This window comes from Moorena sp. SIO3I6 (genome assembly GCF_010672095.1).
The window spans coordinates 55,506-78,233 of record NZ_JAAHHU010000005.1 but is presented as its reverse complement, the minus strand read 5'-3'; the positions used below and the strand labels follow the sequence as shown (position 1 = coordinate 78,233).

The window sequence follows — 22,728 nt, the reverse complement described above, 5'->3', positions numbered from 1 at the left end:
TCGATAGAGTGATCAAAACATCGGTATATTCCCTATAATGATGAACCTTTAATGTCTGGTATCGAAAATCCTTGCCTCAGTTTAGCGATCGCTCGTCTATCTGCCGCTGGCAGAGAAAACCTGGCTATCTGGGTGCTGAAAGCTCCTTACCCAGGGGGTATGGTTCATCATGATTCTACTTGGTCTGAATACATGACTCAGTCATGGCTGGCTTGGCAGGAAATGTTTTCCCCATTTTCAAACCATGTGCCGATTAGTGGTCATCACAACCAGTATCCCACAACTTTGCCCTCAGAGAATCAAAACGGTGCTACAGGTCCGGAGATTAGCTACAGTGGTCGTTTGATGCAAGGTTTGGGCATTGACCTGTGGCAGTGGCTGTTTCAAGGCTCAATTCGCAATGCCCTCGAACGAAGTCAAGGCATTGCCTTGGGACAAAATAAACCCCTTCGCCTGCGCTTGGAAGTCCGCGCTCCAGATTTCATTCCCCTCCCCTGGGAAATTCTACAACCCATGGCGGGTAAACAGGCAATTTCCCTTTCTCAGCAAATCCTGTTTAGCCGCACAACTAGTGATGTAGACGCCCTCGAACCCCTGCGCTCCCACCAGGCTCTCAATATTTTGTTAGTTCTAGGAGAGAAGGTTCAAAAATTTAATGGTTCGACTACCAATTTGGATCTCGAAAAAGAAGCGGCTACCTTGGTAAATGCCCTTCAAGCTGGTAGAGCCGCTCAAACTTCTAGGAACCAATCCGTTCCACCAGTTACCTGCAACGTCTCAAAACTAATACAACCGACACCAGCTGAACTGATTAAAGCACTGGAAACCGGTGCCTATAACATCCTATTCTATGCCGGTCATGGTGAAAGCGCACCAGACGGAGGTTTGCTATTTTTACGCTCGGATGCGAAAATTAGTGGTACGGAATTGGCTCAGGTTCTGGTGCGCACCCAGGTTACCTTAGCTGTATTCAATGCCTGTTGGAGTGCCAAACCTGACCAAGTGAATTCCCAAACCATTCCCCGTAGTAGTTTAGCTGAGGTGCTCATTCACCAAGGTGTTCCAGCAGTTTTGGGGATGCGGGACTCCATTGCTGACCAAGAAGCCGTGAGTTTTATTAAAGCATTCGCCCAAGCCTTGGCAGAGCGGATGCCCATTGACCATGCTGTAGCTGTGGCCAGACAGCACCTGTTGACCCTTTACAAGTTTAACCAACCAGCCTGGACCTTGCCTATCCTTTATATGCATCCTCAGTTTGAAGGGGAATTAATCCAACCGGTGGGAGAAGGAATTACAGAACTGCCCACCATCACCTCAAGCTGGGTTGAAAGTCCTGCCCCAACGGCATCTTTGCGTTCGATTGGAAAAACCGATCAGGTCTGGCCGATTCGAGGTGGAGTGATGCGAGTGGGACGCCTACAATCTTACAACGATTTGGTGATTCCCGAAGTTTGTGTTAGTAAGCAACATGCTGAAATTATCTGCCGTGATGCTTTCACTGACCAAGGCTCGGATCCAACTTACTTCTTGAGGGATTTTTCTCGTAATGGGACGAGAATATTAATCGATAATGGTTGGAAAACCGTTCATCATCAGGAAGTTCAGCTAAGGTCGGGTATTCAGCTTAAGTTTGGTGGTCCTCGTGGTCAGATCTTCGAGTTTATTATTGACTCCCCAGAATCTTGAGTCGGACTATCCTCGTGCCGAGGATAAAGTGCAGCTTATGCTGTTAACTATGCTGTTAACAATGGAAGTTTCACGCTAAACACTGCTTAGAGTCAAATTGCAACTAGTGGCTGTCTACCTAAGAGCTTCTCTCAATAGCTCACATAGATCACACATAAGTTGAGGAACGAAAGTGGTGTTGCCATGGGAATTAAACACGCGCTGAGAAGTCCAGATTATTTTTTCAGCTGTTGCGGAACTTCCTCAAAAATTGATGTAGCTATTTTATGTCAGGTTTCATCTACTAACCCAAACAGGAGGGGCATTATGAACAGCCAAGCTATTCAATATCAAGAACATCAACAATCATATTTTGAGGATACTTCGGTTCAAATCCAAGAAGAACTACTAGAATTACTATTACAGCCAGAAGAGGAGTTTTATCCTTGGGATCCAACTCATCCAGAAGCAGAAGCTTATTTTGCTAAGCTAGAAGCAGGTTTTTACCTGGACGAAATCCAAGATCACCAGGAAATTGCTCAGGAATCTCTTGCCTTTTTTCAGCGACTAAATCAGTGTTGGGAATTACCGCTCGAATCAACCATCGAATCAACCATCGAATCGAGCATCGAATCCACCATTGACTCGTTGAAGGCAGCTTTAGCTAACGGATGTGCTTCTTGCATGCCTCCAGAATGGCTCGAAGCGATCGCTTCGAGAGCTCAAGAGGTTGTTCACAAGAACTTGTCCTTAGCAGAGCAACTTGTGCTTTGTGTCAAGCCATTGTTACAAAACTGGACAGAAGACGATCTATTGGTGTTAGCTCGTCCGTGGGCTTACGCCATGCGCAGTAGCTCAGACTCCATGAATGTCAGTGGTTCAGTTAAATCTGAACAGTGGCACTCTTTGTCTTCTATAGAACAAGTCCGCCTAAGCCTAGAAGTAGCTCATTCGGCTCTGTTCGAACTCAACAATCACACTAGTAACTAATCATCTCACTAATCATCTCACTAATCATCTTAATTAATTAGTATCGTAATTAGTGATTAGCGTAATTCGTAATTAGTGATTAGCACCAAGCTGGGTTTGAACCAAAAAAACCGTTTGCTGGTTCTGTCTTTGCCTACATTAATTATAATCCGGACATGATAGTTATCCCAAGTTGCATTGATATGTAGCACCATTTACTCCCATCTGCTCATGTGTGTTTTCTACCGTCTACCCAATCCAGAATGCACTTTTATAGCGGTTTTCAGGTTTTTATTCTCGAATACAGCTGGTGATTGCAGTGGGAATTTCCCAGAAGCTAATATGTATTCTACTGAGCTGGAAACCGCTATAAATTTTTAGTCTACTCAACTAACAATCGAAGTCAAGGTAGCGCAACTTGGTATTGCCATCAATGTATTGCGTATTGCCATCAATCAACCGAACCAATTCTGACCTTGAAACCAGACTACAGGGAGGTCGGTAACAGTGGTAGTAACAGAGTGACAAAATAATACACCAAAGGGGCAGTGAACACATAGCTGTCTGTTCGATCTAAAATGCCACCATGACCAGGAATTAATTGCCCGGAATCCTTGACACCAGCATCCCGTTTCATTAAGGACTCCGTTAAGTCTCCTAAGAGGCTAGCTACACCAATGATTACTCCGAGCATCATGCCACTCAACTGCCAGCACGGCCAATTCAGATACCAAGCTCCTGCGATTCCTACAGCAATACTACTGACAAGGCCAAATATAGCGCCTTCCACAGTTTTTTTAGGACTGATCATAGAAAGGCGAGTGCGACCAAAAAATTTTCCGAAGGTGTAAGCTCCGATATCTGCTGCCCAAATACAGCTAAATGCTAGGAGAGTTGTACTTAACCCAGCAGGTAGGTGACTCAGATTTATCGAAAAATTAGACCAGTATCCACTCCCGGGTAGGTTGGTAGCGGCGACTGTAGCATCTCTAGCTAGGGAGGACGTTTCAGTCAAACCTACTCGCAGACGGACCCAATAGCCGGGCAGATAACCACCATAGAGTAAACCCAATATGGAAGCCCCAATATCCGCAATGGTTGCTATCTTGGGTTGGAAGAGTAAGTAAAAGCAAATAAATGTTCCAGCAATGGGAAACACCGCATCAGCCAGGGTTGGTGAAATGGTAGCTGTAATTAGTAGTAGCTGAGACACAAACATGGTGCTTTTGGTTGCTGGCACCATGCCTTTCGCTTTTACTAGTTGAAAAAGTTCTAACTGACCTAAATAGACAATGACACAGAAGCCGATGGTAAAATACCATCCCCCAAGTAAGATCATCCCCATCGCCAGGGCGATCGCAACTATTCCACTAAAAATCCGTAACCAGGGCATATGACGTTTTTTTTTGACACTCCTGTTCTGACACAAGAACAGATTATTTATATTATTATTGTTAATTTTGTTCCCTGAATGGGTCTATTCCTTACTCTAACTTCTCTCCACTAAGAATAAAAATGGGGTTAACTGCTGCAAATGTTTGATAATTCCCCCTTGTCTCTAGGCGATTGACGGCTGACTGAACGACTTCGATATTGCGAGCCTGTAACTCCGCTAAGCCTTCTGAGATGGCATAGAGTCCTTCTAGATTGTTGGTGGTTGCGACTATCCTCCCTGGAGATTGTAGGTAGGGCCAGACTTCTTTGAGTAGAGTTTTGATTGGTCGTCCTCCTTCAAGGCAAACTCGGTGGGGTTTCAATGGTAGATCTTTGAGACATTCTGGGGCGTTACCTTCGATGACTTCTACGTTGGTGACATTAAAGCGATCGCAATTGTGTCGAATCAGGTTGGCTACTTCTTCATCCCGTTCAACGGCAATAATCTCACTTTTGGGACACAGTAGTCCAATTTCTACAGGAATGGTACCGGTTCCAGCACCGATATCCCACAACCGGTCTTGGCTTCCTAGTCGTAGGGCAGAAATGATCAGCAGTCTGACTTCTCGCTTACTTAAGGGAATACCGGGTAGGCGTTCAAAGAGGTGATCTGGGATTCCAGGAGTAATGTATGGCCAAATTGGGGATGACATTTGTGGTATTTAGGTTTCGGGGTATTTTTTTTCCTTTAGTTATTTTGATTTATTAAACTAACCACTTGAGGTATAGAACACATAAAGAGTATTATAAATACAGCGATTCGTTACCTGTTAGGCTATTTTTTTAAGTTTAATCGACACAGTAATCGACTAAAACGATTACTGTGTCGATTTTTGATAGTTTTATAATTTATTTTTTATCCTAAATAGGAGCTCAATATTATTACAAATTAGCATCCCTTTGTACGAAATAACCATAAATATTTACAAATATTATAGCCTTGATCATACTTATGAGGTACATTCAATTTTATTCCTATTAAGGGAAACCCCCAATACCGCTTTGCAGCGCTACTCCCTACTCCCTATTCCCATTAAGCCAGGACGAGGTACCTCACCTAATTAGTCAATGATGACGTTTAGGGTTTGGAGGCTGGGGTCGCTACAACCGGTAATTGAACCACCTAAGCTGAGAATTTTTTGGAGGTATTCAATAGTATTTGATTTGATTTGTTCTCCTGGCATTAGGGCTGGTATTCCTGGTGGATAGGGACAGATTAATTCGGCACTGATCCGGTTTATGGTTTCGGTTACCGGTAGGGTTTCGGTGGCAGCAAAGAAGGCTTCACGGGGGGAAAGTAAGGGTTGCAGGTTGCAGATTGCTGGTTGCCAGTTACAGAAGACAGGTTGCTCGGTGGAGGAATTGTCATGATTTTGGGCAAGTTTGGTGAAAGCTTGTACAAGTTGCTGAATATCCCTTTGGGTATTGCCTAGGCTAATGATAAAGGTTAAGTGTTGAAGTGTTGGTAACTCCGCTGTGACACCGAGCTGTTGATGAAGAACTTCATCGGCTTCAAATCCACTTAATCCTAATTCGGTCACTCTTACGGTTAAGCGAGTTGGGTCTAGGGCTTGGAATTTTAGGGGTTTTATCGGTTCTAAAACTGATAATCCTGGAAGAAGGCTGATTTTACTTCTGGCATCCTGGGCTAGCTGCAAGGTACGACTCATCAGTCGTTCTCCATGGAGTGCCATTTGTTGTCGTGCGGCATCTAGGGAAGCGAGTAGTAAATAACTGGGACTGGTGGATTGAACTAGCTGTAATGCTTTACTCAACCGCTGAGCATCAATTCGATTGCCCTGAATGTGCAACATCGATGCTTGAGTCATGGCACCGAGTACTTTATGAGTTGATTGTACGGTTAAATCGGCTCCGGCTGATAGGGCATCCAGGGGTAAATCGGGATGGAAGGCAAAGTGAGGTCCATGGGCTTCATCCACCAGTAGGGGAATATTATGTTGGTGAACTATTTTTGCGATCGCTTTTATGTCACCACAGATTCCTTGATAGGTGGGATAGACCATCATCACTGCTTTGGTGTCCGGATGTTCAGTCAGGGCTTGGTTAACTGCAGTTGGGGTTATGCTATAAACCAAGTCAGTTGATGGGTCGTACTCGGGGTTAATAAAGATCGGGATAGCACCACACAAGACTAATCCTGCGATCGCGGATTGGTGGATATTGCGCGGTAATAGGATTTTGTCCCCGGTATAACAGGTGGCTACTATAGCAGCCATCACCCCACAGGTGGAACCGTTGACTAGGAACCAAGTTTTTCTAGCACCAAAGGCTGCTGCTGCTAGGTCTTGGGCTTCTTGGATTACCCCTTCTGGAGCAAAAAGATTATCTAACTCCGGTAATTCTGGCAAATCAGCCCTAAATACTGATTTTCCCAGCAAATCCGCTAATGGCTCTGGTATTCCCTTGCCTTGTTTGTGTCCTGGTGTATAAAAGGCCGCATGGGGCTTGTGGGCTGATGCCCGCAGAGCGTCTAATAAAGGTGTCTTTTCCTGAGAAGGTGGTCTATTATTCACAAATTTTTCCCCATGGCTCTAGCTTATCAAAAATTGAGCCAATTTTAAACCTTTGTCAGGTTAGCAGGGATTAAAAACCAGTGTGCTAAGGGAATCGCGAAAAACTATATCCCTCATGGACAATAAAGGAATTCGTGGCCTAATAATATAATCAAGTAAAAAAAATATCAATTCAAGTCAGGTGGGCAAAGCAATCATTTCATTAATACTCATTTGAACCAAACTGTTTTTGCCCACCCTACAAGTAAGACTTCCCCCGATTCCCGATTCCCGATTCCCGATTCCCGATTCCCGATTCCCGATTCCCGATTCCCGATTCCCGATTCCCGATTCTTGATTTCCTGTTCAAAACTAATGGGATTCAGGACTAACGACCAAATCCTGATAGTACCATCCTCCCCACCACTAACTAGAGTGTTTCCATCGGGGCTAATGTCAACTGACCAAACCCAGCCATCATGTCCAGATAGAGTGCGCAGCAATTGTCTACTGTCTACATCCCATAGCTTGATAGTTTGATCACTACCAGCACTAGCGATAGTTTTGCCATCGGAACTAATCGCAATGGTAATAATTGGTGCGGAGTGACTTTCGAGGGTAGCTAATTCTTCGCCACTGTTGATATCCCACAACTTGACGGTTTTATCAACACTAGCAACTAGTATCTTGCTATCTTCACTAATGGCAATATCAGAAATTTGACCAGGTTGTTTTGAGATGGTTTGCCGCAATTCTAGGGTGGACAAATCCCAAATCTTGATAGAACGATCTGACCCGCCACTGGCACTAACCAAATGTTTTCCATCGGGACTAATGGCAACAGCCGTAACCCAGTCGGAATGATCGGTAATGGTGCCTAAACTTTTGCCAGTGAGGACATCCCACACCATAACGGTCTTGTCAGGAGAGCCACTTACTAGGATTTTGCCATCAGGATTAATTGCTATTGATCTGACTATACCCCTATGTCCTTTTAAGGTACGAGGTGGTGCTCCAGTTTCTAGGTTCCAGATATTAATCTGTCTTTCTGTTGCGGCAGCGAGACGTTTACCATCTGCACTGATTACTAGAGCACTGGGGGTTCTGGTAAACCCTTTGATCGTCCTCTGTAGCCTACCATCCCTGAGATTCCAGAACTTGATGGTTTTGTCTTTACTGCTACTAATTAGAGTTTGGCTATCTGGAGTAATGGCGAGAGAATTAACATCTGACCAATGACCTGAAATGAGTTGAGTCAGCTGAGCCTCTTGCCACGACTGGGCTAGCAATTGTTGTTGATAATGTGAGCGTCCTATGGTTAGGGGAGAGACTATCCCTATAGCCATAGTTAAGATAACCGTAGTGCTAGATAGAGCCAACAGCGGGATTAATCTTTTACTAAACATTAGTTGGATTTTTATCACCCCTTCACCCTGCTAATGCTAATCCATCACCACGGGGTTCAGATGCCGCTACCAAAACCCCTGACTGATGCAAGATAACTTGACCTTTCCCAAAGTTTATGCTATCAGCCATAACCTGAATATCATGACCCATATCAGCTAGCTCCAGAGCAATATGACGGGATACACTCTGTTCCAACAGGACTTGTGACCCATCTACAAACCGCCATCTGGGAGCATCTAGAGCAGCTTGAGGATTCATGCCGTAATCTGCCAGATTAACCACTACCTGTACATGTCCCTGAGGCTGCATGGGACCTCCCATAACTCCAAAGGGCCCTAGAGGTTGACCATTTTGAGTCAGAAAACCGGGAATAATGGTATGATATGACCGCTTACCTGGTGCGACTTGATTAGGATGACCGGATTCTAGGGTAAACCCCAAGGCTCGGTTTTGCAAGGCAATCCCAGTGCCAGGAATAACAATCCCACTCCCAAAGCCTTGAAAGTTGGATTGGATAAAGGATACCATTAATTCCCCATCTGCTGCTGCTAGATAAACTGTGCCACCTTTGGGTAAACCGGGTTTTGCTAACGCGATCGCGTTTTCCCCAATTAACTTCCGGCGTTCCCTGGCATACCCATGGTCTAATAGCGTTTCGATTGGGAGTTCCATAAACCGAGGGTCAGTGATATGGCGATGAACATCAGCAAAGGCTAGCTTCATGGCTTCGATTTGTAGATGGTAGCTTTGCGCTGATTCACGGGGATAGTGGCTTAAGTCAAAACCTTCGATTATATTCAATGCCATTAACGCCGCCATCCCTTGGGTGTTGGGGGGAATCTCCCATACGGTCAGGTCACGATAGTTAGTTGAAATCGGGTTTACCCACTCAGCTTGGTGAGTAGCTAGGTCAGCTTTGGTGAGCACGCCACCAGTATTAGCCGCAAAGTTTGCGATCGCATCAGCAATTTCCCCTTGATAAAAGCTCTCACCACCACTGTTTGCGTTCGCTTTCAAGGTCTTAGCATGATCGTTACTCCCCCATACCTCCCCAGCTACTGGTGCGCGCTGGTTAGGGAAAAATACCTGTTTAAATGGTTCAAACTCTGGTCCAATCAGGGGGAGGTACAGAGCTTCCGCTTGTTTCCAAGCTCTTGCTGTGACTGGGGAGACCGGAAATCCGGCTTCGGCGTATCTAATCGCTGGGGCAAACAATTGCTCAAAGGGTAGCTTTCCCCACCGTTGCCACAAACTACGCCATGCTGATACCGCTCCTGGCACTGTTACCGATAACCAGCCGATAGCAGGAATCTGACTCATGCCAGCAAAATGCTCAAGGGTCAGGTGTTGAGGGCTTTTGCCAGAGCCATTGATACCATGGAGTGACCCATCCCATACTAAAGCGAAGGCATCAGAACCGATACCATTACAGGTAGGCTCAACCACTGTCAACGCGATCGCTGTGGCTATAGCAGCATCTACGGCATTGCCTCCAGCCCAAAACATTTCCATACCAGCTAAGGTGGCTAGGGATTGGCTGGTGGCTACAGCAAATCTATTACCCATGACCACTCTTCGTCTTGATGGGTAGGGATAATGGGTTAAGTTACCCTTGAGCATAATTTTCTCTGGTGAACTATTATCTAGTTATTTTATAGAGAAGCTGCATAACCCCTAAGCTTGGGTACTAAGTAACTAATGAGGTTTCCTTCTACTTAGTTGTTTGAGCTATGAATGGATTCAAGTTAGGAGTTAGGCTAAAGTGCTACTACAAGCTACGGGAAATAATCAATGCCTACTAACAACTCAGATAACAACTCAGGTATCAAACCGTTTTCGACATCTATTTATTTAAAAGACCGCCAAGGTAATAGGGGGATCGATCCGGTTTTTGAGTCTAATTCTAGATTAGAGGGTTTCATGGCACATCTAGTCGAGTCTGAGCCAGACAGGAGCGAAGCCGAGTGGGCTCGTTGCTTCTTATATCAGTTGAGACAAGCATCTGGTATTTACCGGATTTTATCCATGACTAATCCTCCGATAGTGGTGATTAGAGCTTATCTGTTATTGTTAAGGTTATCTGATCAGCTCTTATTCAATTACCTACAGTTTGTTTGTTGGTCTGCAGCTCAAGCGATCGCTCATCAGTTAAGCAAATCTTATAATCTTGCGTTACATTATCCTGTAGAAGAATGTTTCATCATTGCTAGTGAAGCAGCCAGCCAGCCAGCTAAACTCCTCAGAGGATTTAATTTTTATGCTAAGTCTTCTATCAATGCCTATGCTTTCAATGCCCTCAAGCGAATTATTAGAAATCAAGTCGCCAAGGAACTCAGGTTAAAATCTATCAAATTTTCGGATTATGGCTTGTTGCGATATTTGGATAAAACCGAACTTGAGCAAGCACTTAATAACTATGGAATCACTAATCAATATTTAAAATATTATCGTCTGGCTTGGCAATCCTTTAAAGACTACTTTAACGAGATGTATCCTCCCAGCAGCAAGGGTAATCCTCGCCATAATTACCCAATTAAATTCCTAAGTCAGCAACAGCTTCACCAAATTGCTATTCGTTACAACCAGCAGTTAAATCGGTTAACTAAAATGCTTAATTCTGAGTTAAAAAGTGCTGATTTTGAGAGGAATAACCCTAAAAGAAGAGATTCAGATTGGTTAAGACAAGTAGTACGTTACTCAGCAATCAGCAATCAGCATATGGGCTACGCCCACCCTACGCGAACAGCAATCAGCACATGGGCTACGCCCACCCTACGCGAACAGCACATTGAAGAAATGCTAGCCATTTGCATCCAAGCGGTGCGGATGTCTCAACAGAGGAATTCAGTATCTTTAGATGAGTATGGGGAAATTACTGATATAGCATCTAATCCTTTAGAGGTGGTAATCCAAGAGGAAGAAAAGGATGAGTTGAATCAAGTCAGGACTATTGTCTTAAAAGAATTTACGGCTTTAGATCAGCTAGCTCAGAAATCCCTAAGACTTTGGCTTGGTCTAGGCATCAATCAACAAGATTTTATCGAGCTTTTCGGGTTGAAAAAGCAATATCAAGTGGCTCGCCAGTTTCAACGTTATTTTAAACGGATTTTGAAGGCAGTCGTAACCTTTTATTTTCAGGATGCTATGAGCACAACTCTAACCTCCCAAGACATCAAACAGCGCCTTAATCAAACCACTCAAACTAACTATATTAATAACTATCTCAAATCTTACTTAAGTGCTGATAGTCAAGAATTATTTGCTAAAATTATTGATAAAATTTATGATGAAATTGTCGATCAAATAATCACGACAAAGCTTAGTAATATAGAAAAAAAACAACTAATTAGCAGCAACCAGATTTTAAGGGAATTAATTCAACCAAAATTTGAGGTAGTGATTGAGAAAAATTTTGCTATAAAACTGATTAAATTCAAATCAGCTAAGCCAGCGATCGCTAAATTTATTGAGCGGTGGCTCCAGCAAAATCAGGCACTACTAGAGCAATCCCAATCAGGAAACAGGCAAAAGCCATGTAGGCAAAGTGAAATCTGAAACGTGAAAGGTTAAAACACCAAATATACCAAATACCAATTAACGATTAACCAAACAGGAGATGAGTCAATGAAATTACGTTTAGAGGATTTAGCTTGCCTACACCCAGACCAAGTATTGATAGAATTCTCCCCAGAAGAACGAGAACAAGCATGGCAACAAACCCAAGCTCAAGGTTATTCTAACCAAGCTGCTTATTGGCGAGCGTATCTGAATTGTCTCTGTCTGAATACGTTTTTAAGTTATCTGGACACAGAACCAAATTTAACCAAACCAAATTTAACAGAACCAAATTTACTAGAAACAGCACTAGACAAAGCACTAAACAAACCACTAGATACACCACTAAACAAACCATTAGTATGGCCAGAGTTGGGGGATTTACCAAGTTTCTGGGACGTAGTGAATGGTACAGCTGTTGAGCTAAACCAGATGCGACTGGTATTAATTCCTAGTGAAGAAATCAATTTTACAGCGTTGCGAGTACCGCGAGAGTGGGTTGATATTCCTGAGTGGGCTAGTCATTATTATGTGGCGATGCAACTGAATTTAGAAGAATGCTGGTTACAGGTGTTGGGATACACAACTTATCAACAGTTACGTGATCATGGTAACTATGACATCATCGATGAAACCTACGCTGTGGATGCGGTAGATTTAATTGAAGATTTGAATGTGATGTGGGTAACGGAAGAACTTGCTCCTAGTCCCAAACTGCTAGTAAAGCCAATGCCAAGATTATCCTCTGATGAAGCAACAACGTTAATCAAGCAATTGAGCCAGGAAACTCCTTATTCTCCGAGGCTAGATATTCCTTTTGCTAAGTGGCAGGCACTGGTATCAAATTCTAAATGGCGCAAGGAATTATATAAACAACGTTCCCTAGTTTACTCTCGTAAGCCATCTATAAACTTACTCTCATGGCTGGATAATTTCCTGGAGGCTGGTTGGCAAACTGTTGAGGAAATTCGATCAGGTAATGGTAACCCTAATCTAACCTTAGCTTACCGGTCTCAACCGACTCGTTTGAAAGATAGTTTGAACGGTAATTCTTCAGCATCTTCCCCCTTTACCGAAAATATCCCTGAAGCTGTGACCGCAATTATTAAACTATTAAAAACCAATAGCAGTAAACAAACTAACTTACCCGCTATAGAATTATTGGGTGAAATTGGTCATAGTAACTTAGAGGCGATCGCATTGCTTGCTGAGATGATCAATACTACTGACGATCATGACTTACGTCGCCAAGCCGCTGTCAGTTTGGGAAAACTTGACCCAAATCATCCCCAAGCTGGGATTAGGCGAGTTAAGATAATTGATTTAGAAATGCAACTGAATGGGAGCAAAGTAGCATTTATGGTTACTTTCATACCTGAAGCAGATGGGGGAATTAATGTTCACTTACGGGTGTATCCTACTAAGAGTAAATATCTAAAACCTAATCTCGAATTGCTAGTACTTGATCAGCAGGGAGAAATTTTCTTGTCGGCTCAGTCGAGAAGTGCTGATAATTGGATCCAACTAGAGTTTAATGGCGAAAGGGGGGATAGGTTTATAGTAAAACTGGTACTGGGAGATGCCAGCTTTTCCAAAGAGTTTTTCCTGTAACCTATCTTGGGTTAAAGGTTGTATGTCAGAATGTAGAAGCCAGAAGCCAGAAAGCAGAAGCCAGAAGCCAGAAGGCATAATATATAATTATAAATTCCCCGTTTTTCATAATAAAATTAAAAAATACTAAAAATAAATTAAATAATACTGAATGAAAAATGACGACGAGTTTAGTAACATTAAAAATAGTCGATGGTGACTTTAAACAGGGGTTTCTAGTTATCCTAAAAATTGGGATTGATCCCAATGAAAATAATTTAATGGCTAGAGAAATTGATGGTTGGTTACCACCAGCACCTCAGATTAACCAATTGTGTGACAGTTGGCTCTTAAGCTATCGTGCTCAAGGGAGAATCAAAGTGCATCGGAAACTGATAGCTCCCCCAGAACAAATAACCAACTATTCAGTTATCAACTCAGCTCAGGATTTACAAGAGGCGATCAATAATTGGCTAAATTCAACCGATAGAAAGTTTCAACGCTTCCGGGATCAAGTGTTAAAAGCTTTATCGAACCATGGCAAGATTCGGTTTATTATTCAAACTAATAATATCAAACTTTGGCAACTGCCTTGGCATCTCTGGGATGTCTTGTCCGATTGTGATATTGAGGTTAATTTCAGTCCTTCAGAATTTCCAGTATCCTCAAAACCAATCGACCAATATAGAAATAGAGTAAGAATATTGGCAATTCTAGGAGATGACACCGGGATTAATATCCAGCATGATTTAGCATTACTCCAGGAGGAATTACCGAATGCAGAAATTGTCCCCTTAATCAGTCCCCCCAAAAAAAAATTAAGCCAGGAATTATGGGATAGAAAGTGGGATATATTGTTTTTTGCTGGTCATAGTTTTACCCATAATAATAATTGCCAAGGACGGTTTTACATCAATCAGGATGAAAGCATTACCATTGAGGAGTTAAAGTATGGTCTAATCAATGGGATTAAGAATGGTTTAAAGTTGGCTATTTTTAATTCCTGTGATGGGTTAGGATTAGCAGCAGAATTGGTTAGTTTACCAATCTCGACAACCCTGGTAATGCGGGAACGGGTGCCAGATGAGGTAGCTCAGAAGTTTTTGAGGTATTTTCTCAACGCATTTGCCACAAAGAAAAAATCCATATCGGATTCAGTGTGGGAAACCCGGAAAAGATTGCAGGAGGAGGTAGAAGATAACTATCCCTGTGCCAGTTGGTTACCAGTGATATTCCAGAATCCTGCTCTGGAACCAACAACTTGGGACGACTTGACTCAGGGATCCTATCTCAAGGATAAACCCAAACTCTCAAGGGTTTTACTGGTAAGTTTGATTGTCACTATCACAGTGATCACAATGCGATCGCTTGGGCTGTTACAAGGATCAGAATTACATGCTTTCGACCATCTCATGGCTCTGCAACCACCTGAAAAGCGGGATGAGCGGGTTTTAGTAATTGCGGTGGATGAACCAGATATTCAGTATCAGGACAAGATGGGTTGGTCTAGGAAAGGGTCATTATCCGATACGGCCCTGGCACAACTGTTGCGGAAACTCAACCGTTATCAACCGCGAGTGATTGGCTTAGATATTTATCATGATTTCGAGTTTGAACCCAACTTAGCTACTCAATTGAAACAAAATCCCCGTTTCATTGCGGTGTGCCAAATGGAAAGTAATGATCAGCCTGGTATCGCTTCACCACCCGGTATGGCATCACAACAGATTGGCTTTAGTGATTTGCCTCGTGACCCAGATGATATTATCCGCCGCCAACTTCTAGGGATGAGCTTAGGGATTAACTCTTGGGATACTTGTAATACTACTTACTCTCTGAGTTTACAAGTCGCTCTGAATTACCTAGCCCAAAAGGGAATCCCGCCGATGAAGAGAAATTCAGCAGGGGATGTAGAAATCGGTGATGTGGTGTTTCGGAAATTCGCACACAATGCTGGTGGGTATCAGTTAAAGCCAAAACATGCAATGGGATATCAGATACTCCTTAATTATCGTGCCAAGAATCCCAAATACGTTCATCTTCAAGACTTACTCAAGGGTAAACTGGACTCCCAACTGCCGGATTTAGTCAAGGATAATATTGTCTTGATTGGGGTGGGTCAAGATTCAAAGGATTTACACCGGACTCCCTATACTAAAGGGCCATGGTCTGACAAAATACCTGGGGTTATGGTTCAAGCCCAGATGAGTAGTCAGATTATTAGTGCTGTTTTGGATAAGCGACCCTTGCTCTGGTGGTTGCCACAGTGGGGGGAAGTGCTTTGGATTGGTAGTTGGTCTGTGGTGGGAGGCCTATTAGTTTGGCGTTTACATTCCCCATCCTACTTGGGAGTTGCTGTTTTTGTTGGTATCAGCCTCTTATCTGGAGTCTGTTATGGTCTCTTACTCAAAGGGGGATGGATACCCTTTATACCATCAGCCTTGGCGTTAGTGGCAACCAGTGGAGCCATCGTAGTTTATAGCATTTTTAAATCAAATGTAAACAAGGATGACAGTTTTTTATATTACCAAAAATCCCTAGATACTTGATTAGCTCTTGCTTATTGCTGTTGGCATCTAGCCTTTACTAATCGCGATTATGTTTACATCTCAAATGTAAAGGCTATAGCGGTTTTCAATTAGGTGAGGTACATGTTTTGAGGGAGCAGGGAGCAGTGAAGTCATAATACGTAAGAGCTAAGAGCTAAGAGCTAAGAGCTAAGAGCTAAGAGCTAAGAGGGTAAAAATCTTGTGTACCTCATTAGAATAAAAACCGCACTAGATTTCTGATCCAAGTCTTTTTGATAAAAACGTTATTTGTTTAAGATTTAGTGAATTTTACTTCAACTAGAGCAATTAGTCCGGATTGACATGTAAGATTGTTTTTGGCAAATAAATCAGCCATCAAGGTTAATTACCTCATTTTTATCATAGCTACCAACCTGAAAGCGTCAACGAAAAAACACCCAGACCAAAATTGATAAGAAATGTAAAGGCTTGCGTAAAATCCCTTGGCAAGGACTGATAAAGATTATGGAATACTTTAAAAAAATTAACGTTTGTCAAACCTCTCAGTATGTATAAACTCAAGCTAGCGTTGTACAAACCTTCCTTGATCTTGGCCCTTGCCTGGGTACTAGTTAATTTCACCATTTACCCTCTACGAGCGCGTTCGCAGTCTGTTGCTCTAAACAGCAACTCTGTTAGGGATAGTTTATCCGAATCCGATACCCCATCAGCTCAACCAGATGTAGACTTTGAGGGTGATGGCAGAACTGATCAGATCACAACAGCTGGAGGAGGTTTATATTTCCTCCCACCAGACGTCACTACACCAAATGCGACACAAAATGAAAGCTTTGAGGATGTGGGCAGACCACCGAAACGGACATCAGGAGCAGACCGTGGTCTGTGTTCGGATCAGCTGATTGCTATAGTCCCTGGTAGTAGCGAGATTGTCGAGACAACGGGAAACTGTAGTAATGATGCCAACAATGATTCCAACTCTTTCTTAGCACTGACCTTAGCTGAGTCTCCTACCTTTTGGTTTTATGTTCCTGAACAGTCTACTCCTGAACTAACGGCGGAGTTTGTACTGCTCGATCACAACCAACAGGCTCTACTAGTCGAATCTATTCCGTTATCTGGAACTCCTGGGATTGTCAGTGTTCCGTTGACCGAACCCCTAGAAACTGAACAGGTCTATCGATGGCAGCTCTCTGTTGTAGTTAATCCCCAAAACCCCTCTGGGAATCCCACGGTGGAAGGATTAGTCAAACACATCACACCAGACTCTACCCTAAGTCGTAAGCTAAAGGCTGCTACTTCCCTACGGGAGCGTATTGCTATTTATGCCAGTCACGGTATTTGGCATGATGGGATGACAGCCTTAGCTGAACTACGGCAACAGAAACCAGAGGATTCTAGGTTAGAACGGGATTGGCAGGATTTCCTAGGTTCGGTGGGTTTGCGTGCGATCGCATTCAAACCTCTAGTTGATTGTTGTACAGCACAGGGAGTAGGGAGTAGGGAGTAGGGAGTAGGGAGCAGGGAGTCGGGAGTCGGGAGTAGGGAGCAGGGAGTAGGGAGTCGGGAGTCGGGAGTCGGGATCAACAATTATCACAATTCCTACACCGATCCCTATATAGCACTACGCATTAAAGTTAGGACAAGCCTCCCCATCTCCCCATCTCCCCACACCTCCCCCAATTCCCGATTCCCGATTCCCGATTACTTTGTGGTAGTTCTGAGGAAGCTATCATCAACAGGCAACTTTGGAGCTTTGAACAGTGGACAAGAATTGAGAAAAACACGATCAGCGAGCCCGTGGGTGGTGCATTACTCAGCATTCGTTTAATTTGAGTTAGGTCACAGGGTCGAAGCCTGTGCCACAAAGCTGATAGCTGATAGCTGATAGCTGATAGCTGATAGCTGATAGCTGATAGCTGACCCCGATTCCCGATTCCCGATTCCCGATTCCCGATTCCCAATTCCCGATTCCCGATTCCCGATTCCCGATTACAGCCAATTTCCCACTAAAACATAGGCTCCCCAGTAAAATGGAGCTTGATAACCAGGTCTTTTTAAAAGATTAACTTGAGCACGGCGCAAGGCTTCAGCTTTAGTAACCGTTGCGCCAGAAGCAGCTAATTCTTCGTAAAAAAATGTCATCAGTTTAGCGGTAGATTCATCATTAATGAACCATAGGGAAGCCAGAGTACTCCTGGCTCCTGACTGAATCGCTACTCCGGCCAAGCCTAAGCTAGCACGACTATCGCCATCGGCAGTTTTACAAGCACTCAGCACTAGTAATTCAATTGCTTCTAAACTATTGTTACTTCTGTTCTGGATGACATTGCTTAAATCCTTGATATTGATTCGTTTATCCCACGCCAGCAGAAAGGTCTCTTCTGGTACTGAACTAAACTGACCATGAGTGGCTAAATGCACCACAGGAAATGGCACTGAACTGATTAACTCTTGCCATTTCTGACTGGTAAAGTCTTGATTGAGCAATTGCTGACTCGGAATTTGGGATTTAATTTCCCCTAATTCTGTTTTAACATTGGGTAGGTTAGCGAAACCTTGATGATCAGGCAAATCCTCCCGGATCTCTGAGAGTCCAAAAGCTAAGGCATTTAACTCTACTTGAGCTAAGGGTTTGGGCTCTAGTAGACTCAAACCAGGAATGAGTGCGATCGCATAGCCTTTTTCTACTATATACTGTTCACCATCATGAAGGGTAGCCATGGGAACATTGCGAAAGCCACCATCAAGAACAAATACTAAGGTTTTCACTTGATTGGCTTCGAGCAACCCTTCCGCCGGTCGAATTAACCAGTCATAAACCTGTTGGGATAAGGCTAGACTGTTTTTAGAAATAAAACGTTTTTCTAGCTGTATACGGAGACTTTCTAAGGTTTGCTCAAGTTTAGCTTTAGGTAAAGCAGTGGTATAGTGAATAAATTCTCCTGATTTTGGTAATTTCACGATCACCGCTAACCGGTCATCGAGAATAATCGGATAGACTAATGCTGCACTCGGATCGATTTCTTGCTCGGCCAATTCCACAATGTCAGAAAGGTTACACCCCAGAAAATTCTCAATTTGGGCTAGCTGCAGAGAGTCAATTGCTTCGGTAGCTTGCTTGAGCTTGTTATCTGAAATCGGGTTATCTGCAATCCGGTTATCTGAAATCCGTTTATTTGCGATCGGTTCAGCGCTTTGTTCGTCTTTCAAGAGTAAATCGACTAATTCTCGATAGACTTGCTCAACATTTTCTCGAAAGGAAAACTGCACATCTGAACTAAGAGCCAGTAAATCTTGGCGGAGAGAATCTAGGGTTTTGACAGTGGCTTGGTAAGCGGTGATTGCTTCTTCAGTTTTTCCCAGAGCTTTATAAATTCGTCCTAACTGCCATTGCCATTGATAGGCAATGTCATCGGATTGAATCCCTTGAGCTATGGTGAGGGCTTTTTCGGTAAATTCTTGAGCTTGATACCATTGCTGAGTTTGTTCATATAGCTTACCCAGGGTACCGAGGGCATAGGATTCCGCTCGTTTATCGTCTAAAACTTGAGCCTCTTGGACAGCTTTGACTAAACTATGGGCAATTTCGTAAGGCTCAAGGTTCAATGATGACCCCTGAATATTATCTTCATCCTTATTCGATTTTAGCTCATAGCTGATCAGGCTTTCCACAAAATTGATTTGAGCATAGATTGCTGTTCGACTAGGTGGTAATTCAGTAATCTCGCTGTTGAGTAATTCCTTGACTTGGTCATTAATTTGAGATTTTAACTCTTGGATATTTGGCCTTTGATTATCCTTATTGTTTTCAACATTAAATGTCTCTAACCAATTGTGGTAATCAATGATTAGACTTAACTGCTGTAGTTTTGTTTCAATGTCTAAGCTAGTGGAAGCTGATAATTTGCTCGACTCTTGAAGAGATTCTTGATAGTATTTTATAGCATGATTAAACTGCTCAATAACCTGTTCTTTAACTTCTTTTTGTTTAACTATCAGGTTGGTTCTGGTGTATAATTGTTTATAGTGGTTGTACCAAGAACGTTCTGTATGCCCCAAACTCAGTAAGGTTTCTCGCTTTTGCAGAGGAGGTTGAGCTACTTTCAAACTTGCCTTAAGCACTTGCTGAGAGTGGTTTAAGTCACCGAGGAGACGGAGACTATTCCCAAGGCTACGTAAGCCCAGGATTTTAATCTGGGGATCAGGGGTTTGTTGAAAGGTTTGCAGCACGGTTTCAAACCGTTCTTGATTGGACAAATCGCAATTATTGTCCAGCTTTAAGGCTTGTAATAAGGTTTTACAGGTGCGACGGTAAAGTCCTAAGGCTTCCATCGCTTGAGCTTGATTAATTAGGGTACCTGTAATGCCAATGTCATCTTTTAATTGTTGATAAATCTCAGTAGCCAATTGCCAGGCTTCTAGAGCAGTGTCTGGTTGTCCTAAGGCTAATTCTAGACTACCTAGGGTGTTGAGAGCTTGGGCGCGGATTTGCTGGTAGTCTGGGGTATCCCGGAGATCTGATCCGGTCTCTAACAGGTTGAGGCTAAATGCGATCGCATCTTCGGCATCAAACCACTGTTGCAGTTTCTGGTAAGCCAAGGACAGATAACTCAAAATCATGGCCTGATGTAGTCTATCCCCTTGGGATTCATAGGCTTGTGCTGCTTGTTCCCAAGTGCTTGCTGCTTGACTAAACTGACCTTTGGTGTATAGTGCTCTGCCTTGTTCCACTAATTCTGACGCTGACCAATCTTGCGGAATTGGCTTAACAGTTGTGGGATAGGATAAGACCGGGAGGATGCCAATGGGGAGAACTAAATTTAGGAGAAAAAAAATTAGGGCTTGGGTGCCAACTAGGGTCGGGCGAAGCATGGGAACGCTAAATCTAGGGTTTCTATTAAATTATCTCTAGGATAGACTATGGCTTTTCATCGTAAGGCTTAGCGTAGGCCACAGCCGACGCTAAGTGATCCCATGGTTGTTTAACAGTTAGGCTTTCGCAACGGTTACCCAAAAGGAACATTCAACGCGCCATTTTTATTCAGCCATTGGCACTGTTGAGCACTTAAGCCTTTAGCATCGGTAAACACTGCACCTGCTACCTCACAGTTAGAGAAATCAACACCATTCCAAATAGTATTCTCCAAATTAGCGTACTGTAAATCAGAATTTTTAAGATTAACCTTAGATAAGCGAGCGCCTTCTAAATTTGCAGAAAATAAAGACGCTTCAGTTAAATCAACATCCTTTAATAAGGCATTTTCCAAACTTGACTCCAGCAACTGAGCACCACGCAAAATTACCTCGGTCAAATCAGCAGCTCTGAGATTAGCAACAATCAAATTAGCAGAGGTTAAATCTGCTCTGACTAAACTAGCACGGCTTAAGTTGGCTCGTTCCAAATCAGCACCAAGCCACTTAGTATCCATTAACTTAGCCGCTTCTAAGCTAGCTAGATCAAGGCTTGCCCCACTGAAATTAGCCTCAGGGAAATTCACAGCTCCTAAATTGGCCATCTTGAGATTGGCATTGATAAAGGTTATCCCTTTGCCAGTTGCTTCTCTCAAATCAGCCTTTTGCAGCTGAGCTAAGGACGCCTCAACCCCATCTAGTCTTGCTCCACACAGCTTAGCTTTTGCTGCCCAAGCCCCTCGGAGATTCGCCTCCTCCAAACCAGCACGAGTCAGTTTAGCTTCTGAGAGTTGGGCATAAACCAGAGTGGCCCCGGATAGCTTGGCCCAGCTGAGATTGGCTTGATTAAAGTCTGTCTCTTGACAAGACGCTCCTGAGAGATTGGCATTACGTAGGTAGGCATGGGCAAAGTCAGCCTTATCTAGATTCAAGCCCTGTAAATCAATATGACTCAGCTCGGCTTTCTGTAACGACAGTCCTTGCTTAAGTTGTTTAAGAACTTGATTAGTAGTTAATAATGTCATAGTATTGCTTATACAAAACCTGTAGTCAGTTCGTTGATGATAATCCCTTCTAGAGGTATCAATGACAATGATTCCTTTCATGAGGAGCCGTATGACGGGAAACTGTCACGTACGGTTTTGAAGACGAGTCGGCTGGGGGCGACCCCCCGACTTAGTTTAACCGTTCTTAGATGGTGACTATCTGCCTAATTATGGTGAAAAACCCAATGATTGGAAACCGTCAGGGAGAAGAACGAAGCGCGGTTTATACCGAACCGCAATGAATTGGTATGTCAATGCGGATTGTAACGGTTCTGCCAATATAATACGCAAAGTAAGCAGAACGCTAGGTATTAGCCTAGACCGACTGGGTAGGGGCGTTTTGACTCGTCCCCACAGGGTATTCCTGTGGTCAGCTAATAAGAAAACAGTGTGGAGTGATGCGGATTCATCCCATCACGAAACATCCTTATTAGAATCCCCCGTCTTTTAAGCGGGGGAGTAGTCAACAATTAACACGATCAATAAGCCGTTGCTGCTATGCAAGAAATAGCGATACCTAACACCAAACCAACAAGCACCTGAAAGGGTGTATGACCTAATAATTCCTTAAGGCGGTCTTCTTTCAACTCTTTGTCTTCGCTAAACAACTCATCGATAATTTGGTTGAGAATTCGAGCTTGCTTACCGGCAGCTTGCCGGACACCAGCAGCATCATACATGACTATGATGGCAAACACTAAAGCGATCGCAAACTCTGGAGAAGCCCATCCTACTGTTTGTCCTACACCAAATGCCAAGGCAGTTACGAAGGCTGAGTGAGAACTAGGCATTCCACCAGCAGTCATCAATACCTGAAGATTAGGTTTGCGATTTTTGGTTAGATCAACCAAAAACTTAAATAGTTGAGCCACCAGACAAGCAATGAGCGCAACCAGCAACACCTGGTTGTTTAGGATGTCGCTAAAGTCCTGCATAATTATTTATTTTAAATTGGTCATTGGTCATCGATAACTCAGCATTGGGGAAACGATGAAGTATGAAGGATCAAGTATGAATTATGAAGTATGTTCCCTGGATAGCGTCCCTTCTATGGTATAATTAAGGATGAAGTTTGTTTTTGGTGTTCCTGTAGGCTAGGATTAAACACTT

Annotated in this window: 17 protein-coding genes; 7 read left to right on the top strand and 10 right to left on the bottom strand. The window is 43.3% G+C overall.

Annotated features, from left to right (window positions below; translation table 11 throughout):
- The first annotated feature begins 51 nt into the window (after positions 1 to 51).
- Together F6K49_RS04210 and F6K49_RS04205 are read left to right on the top strand one after the other, a co-directional pair.
- Positions 52 to 1,686 carry a CHAT domain-containing protein gene (locus F6K49_RS04210; RefSeq protein WP_293094547.1) on the top strand — a complete coding sequence of 545 codons (1,635 nt, stop codon included), beginning with the start codon at positions 52 to 54 and terminating at the stop codon, positions 1,684 to 1,686.
- Between the two features lie 306 nt (positions 1,687 to 1,992).
- On the top strand, positions 1,993 to 2,655 hold the full coding sequence (locus F6K49_RS04205; RefSeq protein ID WP_293028540.1) for a hypothetical protein: 663 nt from the start codon (positions 1,993 to 1,995) through the stop codon (positions 2,653 to 2,655).
- 466 nt (positions 2,656 to 3,121) lie between these two features.
- Here F6K49_RS04205 and F6K49_RS04200 read toward each other — a convergent pair whose 3' ends face one another.
- Together F6K49_RS04200 and cbiT are read right to left on the bottom strand one after the other, a co-directional pair.
- Positions 3,122 to 4,027 (bottom strand): phosphatidate cytidylyltransferase, encoded by a 906-nt coding sequence (locus tag F6K49_RS04200; RefSeq protein WP_293028543.1) that lies wholly within the window; start codon positions 4,025 to 4,027, stop codon positions 3,122 to 3,124.
- Positions 4,028 to 4,118: 91 nt separating this feature from the next.
- The gene (gene cbiT / locus F6K49_RS04195) at positions 4,119 to 4,721 is read right to left on the bottom strand and encodes a precorrin-6Y C5,15-methyltransferase subunit CbiT (protein WP_075897007.1); all 603 of its coding nucleotides are present in this window, start codon (positions 4,719 to 4,721) and stop codon (positions 4,119 to 4,121) included.
- Positions 4,722 to 4,968: 247 nt separating this feature from the next.
- Here cbiT and F6K49_RS04190 point away from each other — a divergent pair, with 247 nt between their 5' ends.
- Positions 4,969 to 5,133, top strand: coding sequence for a hypothetical protein (locus F6K49_RS04190; RefSeq protein WP_293028549.1), 165 nt, complete (start codon positions 4,969 to 4,971; stop codon positions 5,131 to 5,133).
- On the opposite strand, the gene F6K49_RS04185 is transcribed toward F6K49_RS04190, so the two are convergent.
- The 3 genes from F6K49_RS04185 to F6K49_RS04175 form a co-directional block, all read right to left on the bottom strand.
- Positions 5,130 to 6,602, bottom strand: a complete 1,473-nt coding sequence (locus tag F6K49_RS04185; protein WP_293028552.1) for an aminotransferase class I/II-fold pyridoxal phosphate-dependent enzyme — start codon at positions 6,600 to 6,602, stop codon at positions 5,130 to 5,132. The genes F6K49_RS04190 and F6K49_RS04185 overlap by 4 nt on opposite strands.
- A gap of 209 nt (positions 6,603 to 6,811) precedes the next feature.
- Positions 6,812 to 7,927 (bottom strand): WD40 repeat domain-containing protein, encoded by a 1,116-nt coding sequence (locus tag F6K49_RS04180; RefSeq protein WP_293028555.1) that lies wholly within the window; start codon positions 7,925 to 7,927, stop codon positions 6,812 to 6,814.
- A gap of 82 nt (positions 7,928 to 8,009) precedes the next feature.
- Positions 8,010 to 9,608: a gamma-glutamyltransferase family protein gene (locus F6K49_RS04175; protein WP_293094544.1), complete on the bottom strand. Its 1,599-nt coding sequence runs from the start codon at positions 9,606 to 9,608 to the stop codon at positions 8,010 to 8,012.
- A gap of 171 nt (positions 9,609 to 9,779) precedes the next feature.
- Between F6K49_RS04175 and F6K49_RS04170 the strand changes: the two genes are divergently transcribed.
- From F6K49_RS04170 to F6K49_RS04155, 4 genes are all read left to right on the top strand, one after another.
- Complete coding sequence (locus F6K49_RS04170) at positions 9,780 to 11,543, top strand: hypothetical protein (RefSeq protein WP_293094541.1); 1,764 nt, start codon at positions 9,780 to 9,782, stop codon at positions 11,541 to 11,543.
- A 69-nt stretch (positions 11,544 to 11,612) separates the two neighbouring features.
- Entirely contained in the window at positions 11,613 to 13,154 is a 1,542-nt protein-coding gene (locus tag F6K49_RS04165; protein ID WP_293028564.1) for a DUF1822 family protein, read from the top strand.
- A gap of 158 nt (positions 13,155 to 13,312) precedes the next feature.
- Complete coding sequence (locus F6K49_RS04160) at positions 13,313 to 15,682, top strand: CHASE2 domain-containing protein (protein WP_293094538.1); 2,370 nt, start codon at positions 13,313 to 13,315, stop codon at positions 15,680 to 15,682.
- 526 nt (positions 15,683 to 16,208) lie between these two features.
- Complete coding sequence (locus F6K49_RS04155; RefSeq protein WP_293094535.1) at positions 16,209 to 17,168, top strand: DUF928 domain-containing protein; 960 nt, start codon at positions 16,209 to 16,211, stop codon at positions 17,166 to 17,168.
- On the opposite strand, the gene F6K49_RS04150 is transcribed toward F6K49_RS04155, so the two are convergent.
- The 5 genes from F6K49_RS04150 to F6K49_RS04130 all read right to left on the bottom strand — a co-directional run bounded on the left by F6K49_RS04150 (position 17,124) and on the right by F6K49_RS04130 (position 22,553).
- Positions 17,124 to 17,255, bottom strand: a complete 132-nt coding sequence (locus tag F6K49_RS04150; protein WP_293094532.1) for a hypothetical protein — start codon at positions 17,253 to 17,255, stop codon at positions 17,124 to 17,126. The two genes, F6K49_RS04155 and F6K49_RS04150, sit on opposite strands and share 45 nt — an antisense overlap.
- A 240-nt stretch (positions 17,256 to 17,495) precedes the next feature.
- Positions 17,496 to 17,660 (bottom strand): hypothetical protein, encoded by a 165-nt coding sequence (locus F6K49_RS04145; protein WP_293094528.1) that lies wholly within the window; start codon positions 17,658 to 17,660, stop codon positions 17,496 to 17,498.
- Positions 17,651 to 20,533 (bottom strand): CHAT domain-containing protein, encoded by a 2,883-nt coding sequence (locus tag F6K49_RS04140; protein ID WP_293094525.1) that lies wholly within the window; start codon positions 20,531 to 20,533, stop codon positions 17,651 to 17,653. Before F6K49_RS04140 ends, F6K49_RS04145 begins: the two co-directional genes overlap by 10 nt.
- Positions 20,534 to 20,667: 134 nt before the next feature.
- The gene (locus F6K49_RS04135) at positions 20,668 to 21,597 is read right to left on the bottom strand and encodes a pentapeptide repeat-containing protein (protein WP_293094522.1); all 930 of its coding nucleotides are present in this window, start codon (positions 21,595 to 21,597) and stop codon (positions 20,668 to 20,670) included.
- A gap of 500 nt (positions 21,598 to 22,097) precedes the next feature.
- The gene (locus F6K49_RS04130; protein WP_293094519.1) at positions 22,098 to 22,553 is read right to left on the bottom strand and encodes a divergent PAP2 family protein; all 456 of its coding nucleotides are present in this window, start codon (positions 22,551 to 22,553) and stop codon (positions 22,098 to 22,100) included.
- Between the last annotated feature and the right edge of the window lie 175 nt (positions 22,554 to 22,728).

Excerpts from the sequence above, each read along its gene's own strand:
- F6K49_RS04210 (WP_293094547.1), top strand. The coding sequence starts at position 52 with ATGTCTGGTATCGAAAATCCTTGCCTCAGTTTAGCGATCGCTCGTCTA.
- F6K49_RS04205 (WP_293028540.1), top strand. The coding sequence starts at position 1,993 with ATGAACAGCCAAGCTATTCAATATCAAGAACATCAACAATCATATTTT.
- F6K49_RS04200 (WP_293028543.1), bottom strand. The coding sequence starts at position 4,027 with ATGCCCTGGTTACGGATTTTTAGTGGAATAGTTGCGATCGCCCTGGCG.
- cbiT (WP_075897007.1), bottom strand. The coding sequence starts at position 4,721 with ATGTCATCCCCAATTTGGCCATACATTACTCCTGGAATCCCAGATCAC.
- F6K49_RS04180 (WP_293028555.1), bottom strand. The coding sequence starts at position 7,927 with ATGGCTATAGGGATAGTCTCTCCCCTAACCATAGGACGCTCACATTAT.
- F6K49_RS04175 (WP_293094544.1), bottom strand. The coding sequence starts at position 9,608 with ATGCTCAAGGGTAACTTAACCCATTATCCCTACCCATCAAGACGAAGA.
- F6K49_RS04170 (WP_293094541.1), top strand. The coding sequence starts at position 9,780 with ATGCCTACTAACAACTCAGATAACAACTCAGGTATCAAACCGTTTTCG.
- F6K49_RS04165 (WP_293028564.1), top strand. The coding sequence starts at position 11,613 with ATGAAATTACGTTTAGAGGATTTAGCTTGCCTACACCCAGACCAAGTA.
- F6K49_RS04160 (WP_293094538.1), top strand. The coding sequence starts at position 13,313 with ATGACGACGAGTTTAGTAACATTAAAAATAGTCGATGGTGACTTTAAA.
- F6K49_RS04155 (WP_293094535.1), top strand. The coding sequence starts at position 16,209 with ATGTATAAACTCAAGCTAGCGTTGTACAAACCTTCCTTGATCTTGGCC.
- F6K49_RS04140 (WP_293094525.1), bottom strand. The coding sequence starts at position 20,533 with ATGCTTCGCCCGACCCTAGTTGGCACCCAAGCCCTAATTTTTTTTCTC.
- F6K49_RS04135 (WP_293094522.1), bottom strand. The coding sequence starts at position 21,597 with ATGACATTATTAACTACTAATCAAGTTCTTAAACAACTTAAGCAAGGA.
- F6K49_RS04130 (WP_293094519.1), bottom strand. The coding sequence starts at position 22,553 with ATGCAGGACTTTAGCGACATCCTAAACAACCAGGTGTTGCTGGTTGCG.